The sequence below is a fragment of the Amycolatopsis sp. NPDC048633 genome (assembly GCF_040650695.1).
In the GTDB taxonomy this organism is placed as follows: Bacteria; Actinomycetota; Actinomycetes; order Mycobacteriales; family Pseudonocardiaceae; genus Amycolatopsis.
This window is the reverse complement of the sequence record NZ_JBEZHS010000049.1, coordinates 11,095-27,724: the sequence shown is the minus strand read 5'-3', so window position 1 is coordinate 27,724 and position 16,630 is coordinate 11,095. Positions and strand designations below refer to the sequence as shown.

15 protein-coding genes are annotated in these 16,630 nt (G+C 74.1%); 9 read left to right on the top strand and 6 right to left on the bottom strand.

Features of this window, described 5'->3' with window-relative positions; genetic code table 11:
- Nucleotides 1–2: 2 nt before the first annotated feature.
- The 7 genes from AB0C38_RS45520 (at nucleotide 3) to AB0C38_RS45490 (ending at nucleotide 7,129) form a co-directional block, all read left to right on the top strand.
- Nucleotides 3–584, top strand: coding sequence for a hypothetical protein (locus tag AB0C38_RS45520; RefSeq protein WP_360686476.1), 582 nt, complete (start codon nucleotides 3–5; stop codon nucleotides 582–584).
- A complete protein-coding gene (locus AB0C38_RS45515; RefSeq protein ID WP_360686473.1) occupies nucleotides 581–1,690 on the top strand; it encodes a Gfo/Idh/MocA family oxidoreductase in 1,110 nt (369 codons plus the stop codon). The genes AB0C38_RS45520 and AB0C38_RS45515 overlap by 4 nt, the downstream gene beginning before the upstream one ends.
- The gene (locus AB0C38_RS45510) at nucleotides 1,690–2,916 is read left to right on the top strand and encodes a Gfo/Idh/MocA family oxidoreductase (RefSeq protein ID WP_360686470.1); all 1,227 of its coding nucleotides are present in this window, start codon (nucleotides 1,690–1,692) and stop codon (nucleotides 2,914–2,916) included. Before AB0C38_RS45515 ends, AB0C38_RS45510 begins: the two co-directional genes overlap by 1 nt.
- On the top strand, nucleotides 2,913–3,827 hold the full coding sequence (locus tag AB0C38_RS45505; RefSeq protein WP_360686467.1) for a PmoA family protein: 915 nt from the start codon (nucleotides 2,913–2,915) through the stop codon (nucleotides 3,825–3,827). Before AB0C38_RS45510 ends, AB0C38_RS45505 begins: the two co-directional genes overlap by 4 nt.
- A 10-nt stretch (nucleotides 3,828–3,837) precedes the next feature.
- Nucleotides 3,838–5,115, top strand: a complete 1,278-nt coding sequence (locus AB0C38_RS45500; RefSeq protein ID WP_360686464.1) for a pectate lyase — start codon at nucleotides 3,838–3,840, stop codon at nucleotides 5,113–5,115.
- A 183-nt stretch (nucleotides 5,116–5,298) separates the two neighbouring features.
- Entirely contained in the window at nucleotides 5,299–6,069 is a 771-nt protein-coding gene (locus tag AB0C38_RS45495) for a pectate lyase (RefSeq protein WP_360686561.1), read from the top strand.
- Nucleotides 6,070–6,124: 55 nt separating this feature from the next.
- Nucleotides 6,125–7,129: a pectinesterase family protein gene (locus AB0C38_RS45490; RefSeq protein ID WP_360686461.1), complete on the top strand. Its 1,005-nt coding sequence runs from the start codon at nucleotides 6,125–6,127 to the stop codon at nucleotides 7,127–7,129.
- Here AB0C38_RS45490 and AB0C38_RS45485 read toward each other — a convergent pair.
- From AB0C38_RS45485 to AB0C38_RS45475, 3 genes are all read right to left on the bottom strand, one after another.
- Nucleotides 7,077–8,306, bottom strand: coding sequence for an amidohydrolase (locus tag AB0C38_RS45485; protein WP_360686458.1), 1,230 nt, complete (start codon nucleotides 8,304–8,306; stop codon nucleotides 7,077–7,079). The two genes, AB0C38_RS45490 and AB0C38_RS45485, sit on opposite strands and share 53 nt — an antisense overlap.
- A gap of 169 nt (nucleotides 8,307–8,475) precedes the next feature.
- The gene (locus AB0C38_RS45480; protein WP_360686455.1) at nucleotides 8,476–8,877 is read right to left on the bottom strand and encodes a hypothetical protein; all 402 of its coding nucleotides are present in this window, start codon (nucleotides 8,875–8,877) and stop codon (nucleotides 8,476–8,478) included.
- Nucleotides 8,878–8,936: 59 nt separating this feature from the next.
- Nucleotides 8,937–9,800 (bottom strand): universal stress protein, encoded by an 864-nt coding sequence (locus tag AB0C38_RS45475; RefSeq protein ID WP_360686451.1) that lies wholly within the window; start codon nucleotides 9,798–9,800, stop codon nucleotides 8,937–8,939.
- 119 nt (nucleotides 9,801–9,919) lie between these two features.
- Between AB0C38_RS45475 and AB0C38_RS45470 the strand changes: the two genes are divergently transcribed.
- The gene (locus AB0C38_RS45470) at nucleotides 9,920–10,879 is read left to right on the top strand and encodes a TIGR01777 family oxidoreductase (RefSeq protein ID WP_360686448.1); all 960 of its coding nucleotides are present in this window, start codon (nucleotides 9,920–9,922) and stop codon (nucleotides 10,877–10,879) included.
- On the opposite strand, the gene AB0C38_RS45465 is transcribed toward AB0C38_RS45470, so the two are convergent.
- The gene (locus AB0C38_RS45465) at nucleotides 10,872–11,894 is read right to left on the bottom strand and encodes a helix-turn-helix domain-containing protein (RefSeq protein WP_360686445.1); all 1,023 of its coding nucleotides are present in this window, start codon (nucleotides 11,892–11,894) and stop codon (nucleotides 10,872–10,874) included. The genes AB0C38_RS45470 and AB0C38_RS45465 overlap by 8 nt on opposite strands.
- A gap of 104 nt (nucleotides 11,895–11,998) precedes the next feature.
- On the opposite strand from AB0C38_RS45465, the gene AB0C38_RS45460 reads away from it, so the two are divergent.
- The gene (locus AB0C38_RS45460) at nucleotides 11,999–12,952 is read left to right on the top strand and encodes an alpha/beta hydrolase (protein WP_360686442.1); all 954 of its coding nucleotides are present in this window, start codon (nucleotides 11,999–12,001) and stop codon (nucleotides 12,950–12,952) included.
- Here the strand turns inward: AB0C38_RS45460 and AB0C38_RS45455 are convergent.
- Nucleotides 12,949–14,751, bottom strand: coding sequence for a serine/threonine-protein kinase (locus tag AB0C38_RS45455; RefSeq protein WP_360686439.1), 1,803 nt, complete (start codon nucleotides 14,749–14,751; stop codon nucleotides 12,949–12,951). The two genes, AB0C38_RS45460 and AB0C38_RS45455, sit on opposite strands and share 4 nt — an antisense overlap.
- On the bottom strand, nucleotides 14,748–16,622 hold the full coding sequence (locus tag AB0C38_RS45450) for a serine/threonine-protein kinase (protein WP_360686436.1): 1,875 nt from the start codon (nucleotides 16,620–16,622) through the stop codon (nucleotides 14,748–14,750). Before AB0C38_RS45450 ends, AB0C38_RS45455 begins: the two co-directional genes overlap by 4 nt.
- Nucleotides 16,623–16,630 lie beyond the last annotated feature (8 nt).

Below are 16,630 nucleotides of genomic sequence, written 5' to 3'. Positions count from 1 at the left end.
CGATGCGAACCAAGACTGCCCAGCGCCGAACCACCCAGTGGCGGACCGGGCTCGGCGACTTCTCGGACTGCCTGCTGACGGGCCTGCTCGTCGCCCTCGCGTCGATCCCGGTGGTGACGGCGGCCCCGGCGTTCGTGGCGGGCTGCCGGGCCCTCGACCGGGCGCGCCACGGCATCGGGCGTCCTCTGTGGACGACGTTCTGGGCCGACTTCCGGCAGGTCGCCCGGGGCGGGCTGCTCTTCGCGCTCGGGTGCCTCGCCGCGGTGGTGCTGTTCGCGGTCGACCTCGAGATCGCCGGCTCGATGGCGGGCGCGGGCGTGCTCCGGCCCGCGTTGTGGTCGCTGGCCGTGGTGGCCGCCGTCGTGGCGGTGCGGACCTGCGAAGTCGTCGCGACCGGGGAGCCGTCTTGGCGCCGCGCGCTCGTGACGGCGGCTCGTGAGACCGCGGCGGCGCCGGGGAACGGACTGCTGCTGGCCGGGGCGGCCGGGCTCGCGGCGGTGCTCGTGTGGATGCTGCCGATCCTGGCCCTGCTGGTGGCCGGGCCGCTCGCCCTGGCCGCCGTGGCGACCGGTGGCCGCCGATGACCCCGAGCGTCGTCGTGTTCGGCACAGCCGGCTACGCGCGCACGCACCTGCGCCGGGCCCGGGCCCTGCACGACCTGGGCGAGCTCGTCCTGGCCGGTGCGTGCGACGTCAGCGAGCCGCCGGCCGAGACCCGCGAGCTGGTGCCGGTGTTCACCCGCGACCCCGCCGAGCTGCTGGCTCGCGTGCCGGCGGACATCGCCGTGGTGGCCACCCCGCCCCACACCCACCTGCCGCTGGTCCGCCTCGCGCTCGCCGCCGGCTGCCACGTGCTCGTGGAGAAGCCGCCGGTGCTCGACCTGGCGGCGTTCGACGAGCTGACGGAGTGGGCCCGTGGCCGGGCCTGCCAGGTCGGGTTCCAGAGCTTCGGATCGCCCGCGGTACCGGTGATCCGGGCCGCACTGGCCCGGGGAGCGATCGGGACGGTCACCGGGGTCGCCGCCGCGGGAGCGTGGATCCGGCGTGACCGCTACTTCTCCCGCACCGCCTGGGCGGGCCGTCGCCGGCTCGACGGGCGAGCGGTCGTGGACGGCGCTCTGACGAACCCGTTCGCCCACGCCGTCGCGACCGCCTTGCTGCTCAACGGCACGGCCGGCGCCCTGCCCGAGCGCATGACCGTCGAGCTGTACCGTGCCCGCGACATCGAGTCGGACGACACGGCGTGCGCGCGTCTGTGCTTCGCCGGCGCACCGGACGTCGTCGCGGCCGCGACGCTCGCCGCCGAAGCCGACCACGAGCCCTACGTGCTGATCCACGGCACGGAAGGCCGGATCCGGTGGCACTACAAGACCGACGTCGTCCTCATCGGTGATGAGCCGGTGCCGGTCGACCCGCCGGTCGACCTGCTGACGAACCTCGTCGGCCACGTCCGCGACGGCGTGCCGCTGCTCGCTCCGCTGGCCGCCACCCGCGCTTTCACCGCGCTGGTCGAGGCGGTCCGCGACGCGCCTGAGCCGAGGCGGCTGCCCCAGGCCCGGCCGGTCGGCACCGGGCCGGAGCGCCGGTTCGTCGTGCCGGGCGTCGACGTGGCCGTCGACGCCGCGGCCGAGCGGCTCGCGCTCTTCTCCGAACTCGCCCTGCCCTGGACGCTCGCCCGAGAGGAGAGGTGATGGCGGTGCGCCGCTACGCGATCGTCGGCCTGGGCTCCCGGGCCGAGCTGTTCGCCCGCGCTCTGGCCGGCTCGCCGCGCGCGGAGCTCGCGGCCTTCTGCGACCGCAGCGAGACCCGGATGCGTGTCCACAATGGATGGATCGGCGCCTCGGTGCCGGGTTACCGGCCGGAGGACTTCACCGTCATGCTGGCGAAGGAGCGCATCGACGTCGTCGTCGTGTGCACGCCCGACCACACGCACGCGGACTACGTCGTCGCCGCGCTGCACGCCGGCTGCGACGTCGTCACCGAGAAGCCCATGACGACCGACGTCGACGGCGCCCGGCGCATCCTCGCGGCCCGCCGCGAGACGGGACGCTCGGTGCGGGTCGCCTTCAACTACCGGTACAACCCGGTGCACCGGCGGGTGCGGGAGCTGCTCGCCGCGGGCGAGATCGGGGAGATCGGCTCGGTCGAGTTCACCTGGCTGCTCGACACCGCGCACGGCGCCGACTACTTCCGGCGCTGGCACCGCGAGAAGGCGAACTCCGGCGGGCTGCTCGTGCACAAGTCCGGCCACCACTTCGACCTGGTCAACTGGTGGCTCGGCCGCGGGCCCGAGACGGTGTTCGCGCTCGGTCGGCTGTTCTTCTACGGCGACGAGACCGGCCGCGGCCACCCCGATGACCGGTTCGCACTGGACCTGGAGGCCTCGCCCAGGCTGCGCGCGCTCTACCGTGACGCGGAGCGGGAAGACGGCTACGTCCGGAACCGGGACGTGTTCGCGCCCGGGGTCACGATCGAGGACGACGTGTCGGTGCTCGTCCGGCATCGCGGCGGGGTGGTCCTGAACTACCACTTGCACGCGTACTCGCCACGGGAGGGCTACCGCGTCGCGTTTTCGGGCAGTGAGGGACGGCTCGAGCTGGACGTCCGGGAGAACGAGTTCCCGGCCGGCGCGGTGCCGACCGCGGAGCCGGGACGCGCGCGGCTGACCGTGCAGCGGCACTGGGCGTCGCCGGAAGTCGTGGTGGACGAGGTGCTCGGCGAAGGCCACGGCGGCGGCGACGAGCGGATGCTCGCCGAGCTGCTCGGCGACGCCGACCCGGACGAGCTCGGCTGCGCGGCCGACCACGACTCCGGCCTGCAGGCGCTGCTCACGGGCCTGGCCGCGAACCGGTCGCTGGTCACCGGGGCGCCGGTATCGGTGGACGAGCTGCTCGCCGAAATCGGGGAACCGGCGTGAGCCGGGCGGCGGTGGACGGGGCGCTGGAGCTGGCCGAGGACGACGGCCGGGTGCGCGTGCACCTCGGCGACCTCGTCCTGGCGGAGTACGTCGTGGCGCCGCCGACGCCGGCCGGGGACTCGCCGAAGCCGTACCTGCACCCGCTGCGCACCACCGCGGGCGAGACCGTGACCGCGGTCCGGCCGCACGACCACACCTGGCACAACGGCCTGCAGTTCACCATGGCCCACCTGTCGGGGGAGAACTTCTGGGGCGGCCGGACCTACGTGCGCGGCCGCGGGTACACGCCGCTGGACAACAACGGCAGCGTCGGCCACGTCCGCTGGGAGAGCATCGTCTCCGAGGCCGGGTACTGCGAACTGCGGCACGAGCTGGCCTGGCGCACCGCGGCCGGGCGGCGGTGGCTGACCGAGCACCGCACGCTGCGCTTCGGCGACGTCTCGGCGGACAGCTGGACCCTCACGTGGACGAGCCGGCTGCGCAACACGAGCAACCAGGAGCTGCGCTGGGGGAGCCCGGTGACCGAAGGCCGCGACACCGCCGGGTACGGCGGGCTGTTCTGGCGCGGCCCGCGCTCGTTCGTCGGCGGCACGGTCCGGACGTCGGACGGCCGGGCGGCGGACGACGCGATGGGACACCGCGCGCCGTGGCTCGCGTTCACCGGCCGGCACGACGAGAGCCTGCGGACGTCGACGCTGCTGTTCGCCGACAGCCCGGCCAACCCCGGTTTCCCCACGGCCTGGTACGTGCGGGCCGAGCCGTTCCCGGTGGTCAGCTTCGCCGCCACCTACCACCGGCCGTGGCTGCTGGAACCCGGCGAGGACCTGACACTGACCCACCACGTCGTCGTCCTCGAGGGCGACCCGGACCCCGCCCGGCTGGCCGAACTGGCGGCACGGGCGACCGACTGAAGGAGCCGACATGCGCTGGAAGGCCTTCGCGGGGTGCTTCGCCCTGCTCGGACTCACGCTCACCGCCGCACCGGCGGACGCCCACGGCCACGAACCGGGCCGCGTCGTGCTCGGCGCGCACGACGGCTGGGGCGCGGGGACCACGGGGGGAGCGGCCGCCGCGGCCGCCGACGTCCACACGGTGACCAAGCGTTCGGAGCTGGTCGCCGCGCTGGCGTCCCACCCCGGTGCGCCGAAGATCGTCTACGTCCGCGGCACGATCGAGGGCAACGTGGACGCCCGCGACCGGCCGGTGAGCTGCGCCGGCTTCGCCGACCCGGCGTATACCCTGCCCGGGTACCTGGCGGCGTACGACCCGGCGACCTGGGGCAAGGTCGAGCCGTCGGGTCCGCTGGAGGAGGCGCGGGCCCGGTCGCAGGCCAACCAGGCCGCGCAGGTGGTGGTCGACGTCGGCCCGGACACGACGATCTACGGCCTCGGTGGCGCTACCCTGCACGGGCTGACGCTGCGCGTCACCGGCGACAACGTGATCCTGCGGAACCTGCGGTTCTCCGACGCGCACGACTGCTTCCCGCAGTGGGACCCGCTGGACGGCGCGGACGGGAACTGGAACTCCGAGTACGACAACGTCGACCTCGTCGGGGCGACGCACGTCTGGGTCGACCACAACGAGTTCAGCGACGGCGGGAACAGTGCGCAGCCTTCGTACTTCGGGCGCGAGTACGAGGTCCACGACGGACTGCTGGACATCGTGAACGGCTCGGACCTCGTTACGGTGTCGGACAACCGGCTCCACGACCACGACAAGACGATGCTGATCGGCAACACCGACAAGCCGACCTACGACGTGGGCAAGCTGCGCGTCACGGTGCACCACAACCTCTTTTCGGAGATCGGCCAGCGCGCGCCGCGGGTGCGGTACGGGCAGGTGCACGTGTACGACAATCTCTATGTGGTGAAGGATCCGGCGGCCTACACGTATTCGCTGGGGGTCGGGGTCGAGTCGCGGATCTACGCGGAGAACAACTTCTTCCGGATCCCGCAGTCGGTCCCGCTGGGCGCGCTGGTCGAGTACTGGAAGGGAACGGTGCTGCACGCGACGGGAACGCTGGTCTCGGTGGGCTCGCAGCGTCCGCGCCCGGTGGATCTGCTGGCCGAGTACAACGCGGCGAACGACCCGGATCTGGGGCCGGACGTCGGGTGGACGCCGACGCTGGTGGACCGCATGGATCCGGCGTGGGCCGTGCCGGTACGGGTGCTGACCGGCGCGGGTCCCCAGGGGCGCTGAGCGCCTCCCCGTCGTTTTCTGAAAACTCCTTCCCGCGGCGACCATCCGGGCGACAGGGCCGCCGCTGCGGCGGCTGACATTGACACGCGGAACCCGGGAACCGGAGACTGAGAAAGCGCTTTCAGCACTCGCCAGGACATTTCCCGTCCAGGGATGACCAAAGGAGTGATGAGCATGTTCCCGATCTCCCGGGTGGCCCGGGCCGCGGCCGTCGCCGCGCTCGCGGTTTCCACCGTGATCGTCGGCGGCACGCCCGCCGCCGCCGCCTCGTGGCCGAACCCCAGCAGCAGCCAGGCGGTGAGCCAGACCATCAAGGTCACCAGCGGCACCTACGACGGCGGCCTCAAGCGGTTCTACGGCTCCGGCGACCTCGGCACCGGCGGCCAGGACGAGGACCAGGGCCCGATCTTCGAGCTCGCCAACGGCACCACCCTGAAGAACGTCGTCCTCGGCAACCCGGCCGCCGACGGCGTGCACTGCCTCGGCACCTGCACGCTGCTCAACGTCTGGTGGGAGGACGTCGGCGAGGACGCCGCGACCTTCAAGGGCACCTCGGCGTCGCAGACCATGACCATCGACGGCGGCGGTGCGCGCAAGGCGTCGGACAAGGTCTTCCAGCACAACGGCCCCGGCACGATGTACATCCGGAACTTCCAGGTAAACGACTTCGGCAAGCTGTACCGCTCCTGCGGCAACTGCAAGACGCAGTACAAGCGCAACGTCGTCGTCGACAACGTCACCGCGACCGTGCCCGGCAAGACGCTCGTCGGCATCAACACCAACTACGGCGACACCGCGAAGCTGACCCGGATCATCATCGTCGGCGACTCGAGCCGCAAGATCGTGCCCTGCCAGAAGTACAAGGGCGTCACCAGCGGCGAGCCGACGACGATCGGCAGCGGGCCCGACTCGACGAACTGCCTCTACACCACGGCCAACCTCACCTACCAGTAACCGTCCGGGGGTGCCGGCCGCCGTCCGGTACCCCCGGCGTCCCCGTGGAGGTGCCATGTTCACCCTGCTCATCGCTTCGGTTCTCGCCGGCGCGTCGCTCACGGCGCCCGCGTGCGCGCACCTCGTGGTGGCCGCGGACGGCTCGGCGAGCTTCGCGACCGTCCAGGCGGCGATCGACGCGGTCCCCGCCGGGGGCACGGTTTCGCTCAAGCCCGGTACCTACCGCGAGGTGATCACCGTGTCCGCGAGCAAGACCGGGATCACCTTGCGCGGCACCACCGGCAAGGCATCGGACGTCGTGATCGACTACGACAACGCCAGCGGGACCAAGAAACCCGACGGCTCGACGTACGGCACCACGGGCAGCGCGACCGCGACGATCGCCGCGAACGGCTTCACCGCGAGCGCGCTGACCTTCCGCAACTCCTTCGACCGCAAGGCCCACCCGGAGATCACCGCCACCCAGGCGGTCGCGGTGAAGACCACCGGCGACCGGATGGTCTTCGACAACGTCACGTTCCTCGGCCACCAGGACACGCTGTACGCCGACACCGCGGCGACCGGCACGATCGGCCGCCAGTACTACCGCAACTGCTCGATCAGCGGCGACGTCGACTTCCTCTTCGGGCGTGCCACCGCCGTGTTCGACCGGGCGACGATCACCGCGCTCGACCGCGGCTCCAACCCCAACGGCTACCTGACGGCGGCGAGCACCCGGCGGACCAACGCGTACGGCTTCCTGGTCGTCGGCAGCAAGGTGGTCAGCTCGGCCGCGAACGCGAGCTTCTACCTGGGCCGGCCGTGGCACCCCAGCGGGGACGTCGATGCCATCGCGCAGGTCGTCGTGCGTGAGACCGTCCTGCCCGCGGCGATCAAGCCGGCGCCGTGGACGGACATGTCGGGCTTCTCGTGGAAGGACGCCCGGTTCTTCGAATACCGCAACACCGGGCCGGGTGCGGGCACCGGCACCGACCGGCCGCAGCTGAGCGCCGCCCAGGCCGCGACGTTCACCGCGCTGCGGTACCTGGCCGGGGCGGACGGCTGGAACCCCGTCCACTGAGGACAGCGCCGCGGTGCACGACCCGGCCCGCCTTGAGGACGAGGTCCCGCGGCGGCCGGGTCACGACCGCGTGGGCGGGGGTGTCCGCCTCGACCACCACGAGGTCGGCGGAAGCGCCTTCGGTGAGGCCGTAGTTGTCGAGCCCGAGAGCGCGGGCACCACTGTAGGTGACGGCCTCCAGAGCCAGTTCGATGTCCTCGTCGCGGCGGAACGTGCTGCGGTAGGCCAGGTGCATCGCCCGCTCGAGGAGGTCGCCGCTGCCGAACGGGCTCCACAGGTCGCGGATGTCGTCGTGCCCGCACGCCACGGTCACCCCGGCGGCGCGCAGGCGCTTCAGCGGCGGGACCGGGAAGTCGAAGATCGCCGCCGTGGTGATCGTGATCCCAGCTTCCGCGAGCCCGGCCGCCAGGCGGTCCTGCGTCGCCGCGTCCGCCTGGGCGAGCGCGTACGCGTGGCTGACCGTCACCCGTCCGGCCAAGCCGGCCGCCCGGGTCCGTTCGATGATCAGCTCCAGCTCGAACACGCCGAGCGAGCCCGGGTCGTGCAGGTGCAGGTCGATCCGCACACCGTGGCGCTCGGCCAGGCCGAACACGACGTCGAGGTGGCGGACCGGGTCGCGGTCCATCCCCGCCGGGTCGATGCCGCCGACCGCGCTCACCCCGAGGCCGATCGCCCGCTCCAGCAGCTCGGCCGTCCCCGGATTGGTGAGGATGCCGCTCTGCGGGAAGGCGACCTGCTCGACGGTGATCCGGCCGGCCAGCCGCGCGGCGACGTCCCGCACGACCTCGACGCCGGTGAGCCCGGTGCCGGCGTAGACATCGGTGTGGGTGCGCACGTGCGTGGTGCCCGCCGCGGCCATCGTCTCCAGCAGCGCGGTCACGCGGGCCGGGTCGGGGAGGCCGAGCTCGGCGCGGCGGACGCGTTCGTCGGCGATGCGGTCGGCCAGCGCTGGCCCGGCCGAGTGCGGCCGCCACGGACCGCCGAAGAGCGTCTTGTCGAGGTGGCAGTGGGCTTCGACCAGGCCGGGCAGGACGAGCCGGCCGCCGAGGTCGAGGACTTCGGCGTCCCCCGGGTCGAGCCCGGGGCCGATCCTGACGACGACGCCGTCGCGGATGAGGAGGTCGGCCGGGCCGCCGGCTCTCCAGGGACGGCCGTCGCGAAGCAAGAGTCCGGGCATCGTCGCTCCTTCTCGTCGCCGCCGAGCCTGGCAGCCGGAGGCGGGCGAAGGGAAGGGCCCGGTGCGCCGCGGGGACGCACCGGGCGCCGGGTCACTTCAGATTGTTCTTGACTCCCTTGGCGGTGCCCTTGGCGTCCTGCAGCGGTTCCGGCGGCTTACCGCACAATGCCTACGTGATCGGCACCGTGGCGACGCAGAACGTCGCGCCGTTGTCGAACGTCGTCGACGCCGTGCCCCGCGCCGTGGCCGGGATCGCCAGGCCCGACGGCAGCGACGCCGGGCCGTTCGACGCCGGGCCGATCCGGGAGTACACCGTGTGCGTGCCCAGTCCGTCGGAATAGGAGATCTTCAGCGACTGGGTGCCCACGTCGCCGATGTACGGGCCCGACGTCGTGTACGCGTCGAGCGGGTGGTGGTAGCCGCCGGTGGTTTCGTACCGGAGGGTGAACGTCCCGCTGAAGGTCCCGGCATGGCAGATGCTCGTGACCTGCTTGACGGTCGCCGCCTCGGCGGGGGCCGCCACTCCCATCGCCAGCATCGCTACGAGCCCGGCTCGCACCACTGTCTTCATCTGGATCCTCGCTCTCGGTCGCCGCCATCCTGCCGGATCCCGCTTCCGTCCCGCTTCCCTCACTGGGCTGTTCGGACGAGCAGGACCGGGCACGCCGCGTGGTGCAGCAGCGCCTGGCCGGTGGAGCCGAGCAGCAGCCCGGGGAAGCCGCCGCGGCCGCGGTCGCCGACGACGACCAGCTGGGCGGCCCCGCTGCGGCCGATCAGCTCGCGCCGCGGGTGGGCGTGGACGACGACCTGCTCGACCGCGACGTCGCCGACGTCGTGGTCGTGGAGCCGTTCGCCGAGCAGCCGGCGCCCGGCCTCGGTGACGCACCGCGGGTCCGGCCGCGGCGGCGCGGCGTCCGTCCAGGCGTGCAGCACGACCAGCGGCGCGCGGCGGACGCGGGCTTCGGCGAGCGCCGCCGCGAGCACCCGGGCGCCGGCCTCGCTGCCGTCGATGCCGGTGACGACCGGGCGGCCGCCCGCATCGGGCTCGTCCCAGCTGTCGCCGCGGACGACCACGGTGTCGCAGTGCGCGTGCGTCCCGACCGCCGCGGCGACCGAGCCCGCGAGCAGGCTGGTGAGCCGGCCGTGCCCGGCGGAGCCGACGACCAGCAGGGCCGCGGTCCGTGACGCCCCGATCAGCGCCTGGGCGGCGCGGTCGGGGTCGAGCCGGGTCGCCGCGCCCGGGACCCCTTGCGCGGCGGCCAGTTCCCGCGCGGTCCGCAGCGCCCGCCGGCCGCGGGCGCGCAGCGCGTCGACCATCTCCTCCGGCGGCGGCACGACCCCGGCGGCGAGCAGGGCCGGGACGTCGAGGGCGTGCACGATCTCCAGGGGCGCGTCCCGCAGGCAGGCGGTCCGCGCGGCCCAGCGGACGGCGTCCAGGGACTCGGCCGACCCGTCCACCCCGGTGACGATCGGCGGCGCGGCTGCAGCGGTCATCCGCCGACTCTATGCCCGCCCGCGGCCGCCGCGAGCCGGTCAGCCGGGCGGGAACACGTATTTGAACGTGTTCAAAATGTTCGGTACGCTGGTCTCGGGCGGAGCGTGAAGGGGATTTCATGAAGGTCGTGCTACCCGGTGGTACCGGGCACCTGGGGCGGGTGCTGAGCCGCCGGCTGCGGGAACGCGGGGACGAGGTCGTCGTGCTCACCCGGCGGGACACCACGCCGGAACCGGGGGTGCGCCACGTCCGCTGGGACGGTCGCGCGGCCGGCCCGTGGACGGCGGAGATCGACGGCAGCGACGTCGTGCTCAACCTGGCCGGCCGGTCGGTGAACTGCCGGTACACCCGGGCGAACCTGCGGGAGATGTGGAACTCGCGCGTCGACTCGGCACGGGTCGTCGGTGGCGCGATCGAGCGCGCCGCGCGGCCGCCGCGGGTCTGGCTGCAGATGAGCACGGCGACGATCTACGCGCACCGGTACGACGCCCCGAACGACGAGACCACCGGCGTGCTCGGCGGCGGCGAGCCCGGCGTCCCCGCCTACTGGGCCTACAGCGTCGACCTCGCCCGGGCGTGGGAGCGCGAGCAGGAGGTGGCGGACACCCCGCGCACCCGCAAGGTGGCGCTGCGGACGGCGATGGTGATGAGCCAGGAGCCCGGTGGCGCGTTCGCGATGCTGCTACGGCTCACCCGGCTGGGGCTGGGCGGTCCGGTCGCGGGCGGGGCGCAGTACCTGTCCTGGATCCACGAGGACGACCTGGTCCGGGCGATCGACTTCCTCGTCGCGCGGGACGACCTGAGCGGGCCGGTGAACCTGGCGGCGCCGGAACCCCTGCCGTACCGGGACTTCCTGCGGTCACTGCGCGCGGCGGCGGGCGTCCCGTTCGGACTGCCGGCGACGCGGTGGATGGCCGAGCTCGGGGCGTTCGCGCTGCGCAGCGACACCGAACTGCTGCTCAAGAGCCGACGCGTGGTGCCGGGCCGCCTCCTGGACGCGGGGTTCGCCTTCGAGCATCCCGAATGGCCGCCGGCGGCCGCCGACCTGCTGGGCCGTCCACTGAGGACGGTCAGCTGAGGGAGTCGTTGTCCCGCAGCCTTCTCAGCATCAACGCGAGGTGCAGCCGGAACCGGCCCGCGGGGGAGTCGACCTCGAAGCCGAGGACGGCTTCGGCGCGGGCCAGCCGGGCCGGCATCGTGCTGTGGTGGCGGTGCAGCACCGCCGCGGCCTTGCGAGCCGAGCCGGTCGCGCACAGCGCGTCGAGCGCGGCCAGGGTGTCCTCACCGTGGGCCTCGGCCGCGAGCCGGTCGAGCGCGCGAACGTCCGGCAGCTCGGCGACGTCCGGCCCGCCGAGCTTGCCGGCGAGCGCGGCGAGGCTGCCGAGCCGGTCCCACCACACCACCGGCTCGGTGGCCGAGGTGAACCGCAGCGCCGTCCGGGCGGCGGCCCAGGAGCGGGCCGCGTCGATCGCCGGCAGCTCCGGGCCGACGCCCGCCCGGCCGCCGTCCGGCAGCGGGCCGGGCACCGCGTCGACCAGGACCGCACGCACGCCGCCCAGCTGCGCGGCACGCCCGGCGAGCCCGTCGACGCCGGTGCCCGCCAGCACGCGCAGCCGGGCCGCCGGGGCGATCCCCAGCAGGTGCAGGGCCCGCGAACGCTCGGCCGTGCCGGCGTCCCCGGACAGCACCAGCTCGACCAGCGCCGGGTCGCCGAGCTCGGGCCGGGGCACGCCGCCCTGCTCCAGCAGGATCGCGGTGGCGATCGCGAACCGCTCCAGCAGCATGTCGTCGAGCGGGACCGGCGCGCCGCCGCGAGCCACCCACACCTCGACGCCGCCCTCGAGCCGGCGGACGGCCGCTCCCGCGGGCGCCGTCCCGGGGGTGGTGACGTCCTCGCCCGGTTCCGCGCGCAGCGACATCCCCCGGCCGGGCGCGTGCACGCCGACCCGGCAGCCGGCGAGCTCGGCCGTGCTGCGCACCAGCGCGTCCAGGCCGGCGCGCCCGGTGATCAGGCGGTCGAAGAACCCGATCACCCGCACGGCGTTCTCGGCGTCGGCGTCGAGCCCGGACAGCCGCAGCAGCAGCCCCTTCATGCCGTCACGATAGGCGCGCCCGCCGCCGGATGGCGAGCTCCGGCCCGGCAACGCCCGCCGCGTGGCGGTGGCCGGGGAAGCACACCGCGGCCCAAGATCGGGTCATGACCTACGCGATCGATCCCGAGCTGCTGCCCTGGCTGGACATGCTGCCGGGCGTGACCCTGACCGACTACGAAGCCCTGGTCGCCGCGCGCACCTCGATGGGGCAGCTGGGCGAGGTCCTCCCGGCCTACGAGCCGGTGAACCCGGTCGACGTCCGCGACACGGCGGTGCCCGGGCCGTCGGACGCGCCGGACGTCCCGGTGCGCGTCTACGCCCCGGCGAACCGCACCGGCGCGGTGCCCGGCCTGCTCTACCTCCACGGCGGCGGGTTCGTCCTCGGCGACCTGGACATGTTCCACGCGTCGCTGCTCCGGCTGGTCGACGAGCTGGGCATCGTGATCGTGTCGGTGGACTACCGGCTGGCGCCCGAGCACCCGTTCCCGGCGCCGGTCGAGGACTGCTACGCGGCCCTGCAGTGGGTCGAGGCCAAGGCCGCGGAGCTGGGCATCGACCCGGCCCGGCTCGGCGTGGGCGGCGAGAGCGCCGGCGGCGGCCTCTCGGCGGCGGTGGCGCTGCTGGCCCGCGACCGCGGCGGCCCGGCGCTGTGCTTCCAGTACCTGGGGATCCCGGAGGTGGACGACCGCCTGGACACGCCGTCGATGCGCGCGTACACCGACACACCACTGTGGAACCAGCCGAACGCCGTGTTCAGCTGGACCAGCTACCTCGGCACCGAACCCGGCGGCGACGGCGTCTCGCCGTACGCCGCACCGGCCCGGGCGGCGGACCTCGCCGGGCTGCCGCCCGCGTTCGTCACGACGTGCCAGTTCGACCCGTTGCGGGACGAGGGGATCCAGTACGCGCAACGTCTCGCGCACGCGGGCGTGGCGACCGAGCTGCGGCACTACCCGGGCACGTTCCACGGCTCGGGGATGGTGGAGACGGCGGCGATCTCGCGCCGGATGTTCGCCGACGAGGTCGACGCGCTGCGCCGCGGCCTGCGGGTGAGCTAGCCGCGGGGAAGCCCAGCCACCAGGGCTTTCCCGAATGCGACCGCCGCGTCGCAGGCCCCGCCGCCCGTCTTCGACGCGAAGATCCGGACGTGCTCGGACTCCTGCGCGTCGAGCGGGCGGTGGTTCCACGACAGCGCGCAGCTGCCGTCGAGTTCGCGGCGGGTGCCGGGCACCCCGCCGAGGTCGACCGGGGAGCCTTCGTCCGGCACCCCGGTCGGCATCTTCTCGAAGGTCAGCCGCAGGGACGTCGTCGCGGTCCACTCGCACTCGCGCACGCGGTTCAGCTTGGTCTCGCGGACGGGCCCGATCGCCCGCGCCACCGCGGCCCGGTCGAGCACGGCGCACGGGTCCAGCGCGAGGAGCGTCCCGGGCGCCAGGGTGTAGCCGTTGCCGCCGCCGTGGAGCCGGTCCAGGAGCTTGCCCAGCGTGGTCTTCGCGAGGGCGCACGTCTCGGCGAGCGCGGTCACGCCCAGCTCCGGCTGTGCGGGCACCTGGACGCTCGCGTCGCACGTACCGCCGCTGATCTCGGTGAACAGCACCTGCCTGCCGTCCAGGTCTTCGGTCGGACGGCCGCCTTCGACGTAGATCTGGTCGCCGAGCTTGACCGAGATCTTCCCGCCCGAGCGGGACTGGTACGTGCAGCGGTCGAGCTGTCCGGTGTCCGGGTCGGCCTGGAGCTTGCCCGCCTCCGGGACGGTGACGTCGTCGAGCACCCGGCACGGATCGGCGCGGCGCAGGGTGTCCAGGCTCGTCGGGTCCAGGTTCGCGCCGGCCGTCGCGGGGTCGGCGCCCGCCTTGAAGGCCGCCACGGCGATCAGGCTGCCCGCGGCGAGCGCGCAGACGGCGGCCAGCGCCGTGACGACCGGCAGCCAGCGACGGCGTTTCGGCGGTGCGGGAAGCGGGGGCGGGGCCGGCCAGGACAGCGCGGTGCGGACCGCGGCGTCCTGGGTCCCGATCAGGTCGTGCACGGCCGGCGGCCACGGCCGGGTCCCGGGCGGGACCGGGCCGAGGAAGTCGAGGATCCGCTGCGGCGTCGGCCGCCGCGCCGGGTCCTTGGCCAGGCACGGCTCGACGAGCGCGCGGATCTCGGGCGGCACGGCGGCCAGGTCGGGGACGGCGTGGACGACGTTGTAGAGCATCTGCGCCGTCGTCGAACCGGGGAACGGGGCGTGCCCGGTCGCCGCCATCACCAGCAGGCCGCCGAGGGAGAAGACGTCGCTCGCCGGGGTCAGCGGGCGGCTTTCGGCCTGCTCGGGCGACATGAACGCGGGGGAGCCGACGATGCCGCCGGTGCCCGTGAGGTCCGAGCCGCCTTCGGTGGCGCGCGCGATGCCGAAGTCGATCACCCGCGGGCCGTCGCCGGTCAGCAGCACGTTGCCGGGCTTGAGGTCGCGGTGGATCAGGCCGACGCGGTGGATCTCGATCAACGCGGTCGCGAGCCCGACGGCGAGCCGGCGCACCGCGTCGACCGGCAGCGGCCCGGTGGCTTCGACGGCCTCCTTCAGCGACGGCCCGGTGACGAACACCGAAGCCAGCCACGGGGTCTCGGCGTCGGGGTCGGCATCCATCACCGCGGCGGTGAAGGCCCCGGAAACCCGTTGCGACGCCTGGACTTCCTGTCGGAAGCGGGTGCGGAAACGGGCGTTGTGCGCGAACTCCGGGTGGACCTGCTTGAGCGCGACGAGCCGGCCGTCCGGTGCCACGCCGAGCAGGACGCGGCCCATCCCGCCCTCGCCGAGCGCGGCGACCAGGCGGTACTTCCCGGCCTGCCGGGCGTCGCCGGCTTCGAGCGGCTTCACGGTTTCGGCAATCCGGGCCGGACCGCCTTGGCGAAGTCCTGCGCCTGACGGCAGATCTCGGCGTCGGGGAGCGTGCTGGCGGAGGTGCGGAAATCGACGACGACGTTCTCCGAGAAGTCTTCTTCGAGCGGGCGGTGCTGCCAGGTCAGGCTGCAGAACCCGGTCGCGGGGTTGGACCGTTTGGTGGTGAAGTACGCGGTGACCCCGCCGAGGTCGACGGTCCCGGCCGAGTCGTAGTAGGAGTCCTTGGACTGCGTGGGCCGGGTACCGCGCTCGAGCGACACCACGACCTCACCACCGACCTGCCAGTGGCATTCGTGCAGCCCGCCGGGTTCGACCTTGGTGACCGGGCCGACGATCCGCTGCGCGGTGGCGGTGTCGACCAGGCCGCACGGGTCCACCGGCGCGAGTCCTCCTTGCGCGGCGGGCGAACCGGCGCTTCCGGCGCGAAGGCGTTTCACGGCTTCGGTGAGCGCGGCCTTGGCCGAGTCGCAGGGCTTGGCGAACGGCTTGGCCGCCTGGCTCGCTTCGACGCCGATCGTCGCGTCCGGCCGGTCCACGATCGGCACGGACGCGGTGCAGCCGCCCGCTTGCTCGTCGAGGCTGAGCGGGAAGCCGTCGAGCTCCCCGGAAGCGGTGCCCTTGGCGGTCACCGGGCCGCCGACGGTCAGCTCCAGCCACTGGCCCTGCGGGGTCTCGTAGACGCACTCGAAGAAGTGCACGTCGATCTTGGGGGTGAGCGTCCCGGTCCCGGGCACCGACGGCAGCACCTGGCACAGGTCGGCGCCGCGCAGCTTGTCGGGGCCCAGCGGGTCCGGGTTCGGCGCGGGCTTCGTCGTGACCGCCGGCGCGGCGGAGGTGCTCGCCGGGGCGGCGGTCGCGCCGTCGTCGCCGCTGGTCAGGGTGACTGCGGTGATCGCGCCGGCCGCGACGACGACGGCCGCGGTGGCGGCGAGCGCGATCCGGGGGCCCTTGCGCGTGGGCTTCTTGGCGACGACGGCCGCGACCTCGGCCTGGCGCCGGGCGATCAGCGTGTGCACGGCCGGCGGCCAGGGGCGCTGGACCGGCGGCAGGGGACCGAGCAGGTCCAGGACCTGGGCGGGCGACGGCCGCCGGGCGGGGTCCTTGGCGAGGCAGGGCTCGGCGACGGCGCGGACCTCGGGCGGCAGGAAGCGCAGGTCCGGATGCGTGTGGACGACGTTGTAGAGCGACTGCGGGCCCGACGCCCCGGCGAACGGACTGTGCCCGGTGGCGGCCAGCACCAGGAGGGCGCCGAGGGAGAAGACGTCGCTCGCCGGGGTCAGCGGCCGCCCGTCGGCCTGCTCCGGCGACATGAACGCCGGCGACCCGAGGATGACGCCGGTGTGGGTGAGGTCGGTGCCGCCCTCGGCGGCGCGGGCGATGCCGAAGTCGATGACGCGGGGGCCGTCGTCGGCGAGCAGGACGTTGGCGGGCTTGAGGTCCCGGTGCACGAGCCCGGCCCGGTGGATCCCGATGAGCGCGGACGCCAGCCCGGCCGCGAGGTGCCGGACCGCGGCGACGGGCAGGGGCCCGGTCGCGTCGACGGCTTCCTGCAGCGAGGGCCCGGCGACGAACACCGAAGCGAGCCACGGCGTCGGCGCGTGCGCGTCGGCGTCCATCACGGCGGCGGTGTAGGCACCGGAGACGAGCCGCGAGACCTCGACCTCGCGCCGGAACCGTTCACGGAACCCGGGATCGTGCGCGAATCCCCGGTGCACCTGCTTGACGGCGGCCAGCCGCCCGTCGGGGGCGACCCCGAGCAGCACCCGGCCCATCCCGCCCTCACCGACCGCGGCGAGCAGCCGGTACCGCCCGGCCTGCGCCGGCTCACCCCGCCCCAACGGCTCCACACCCACCT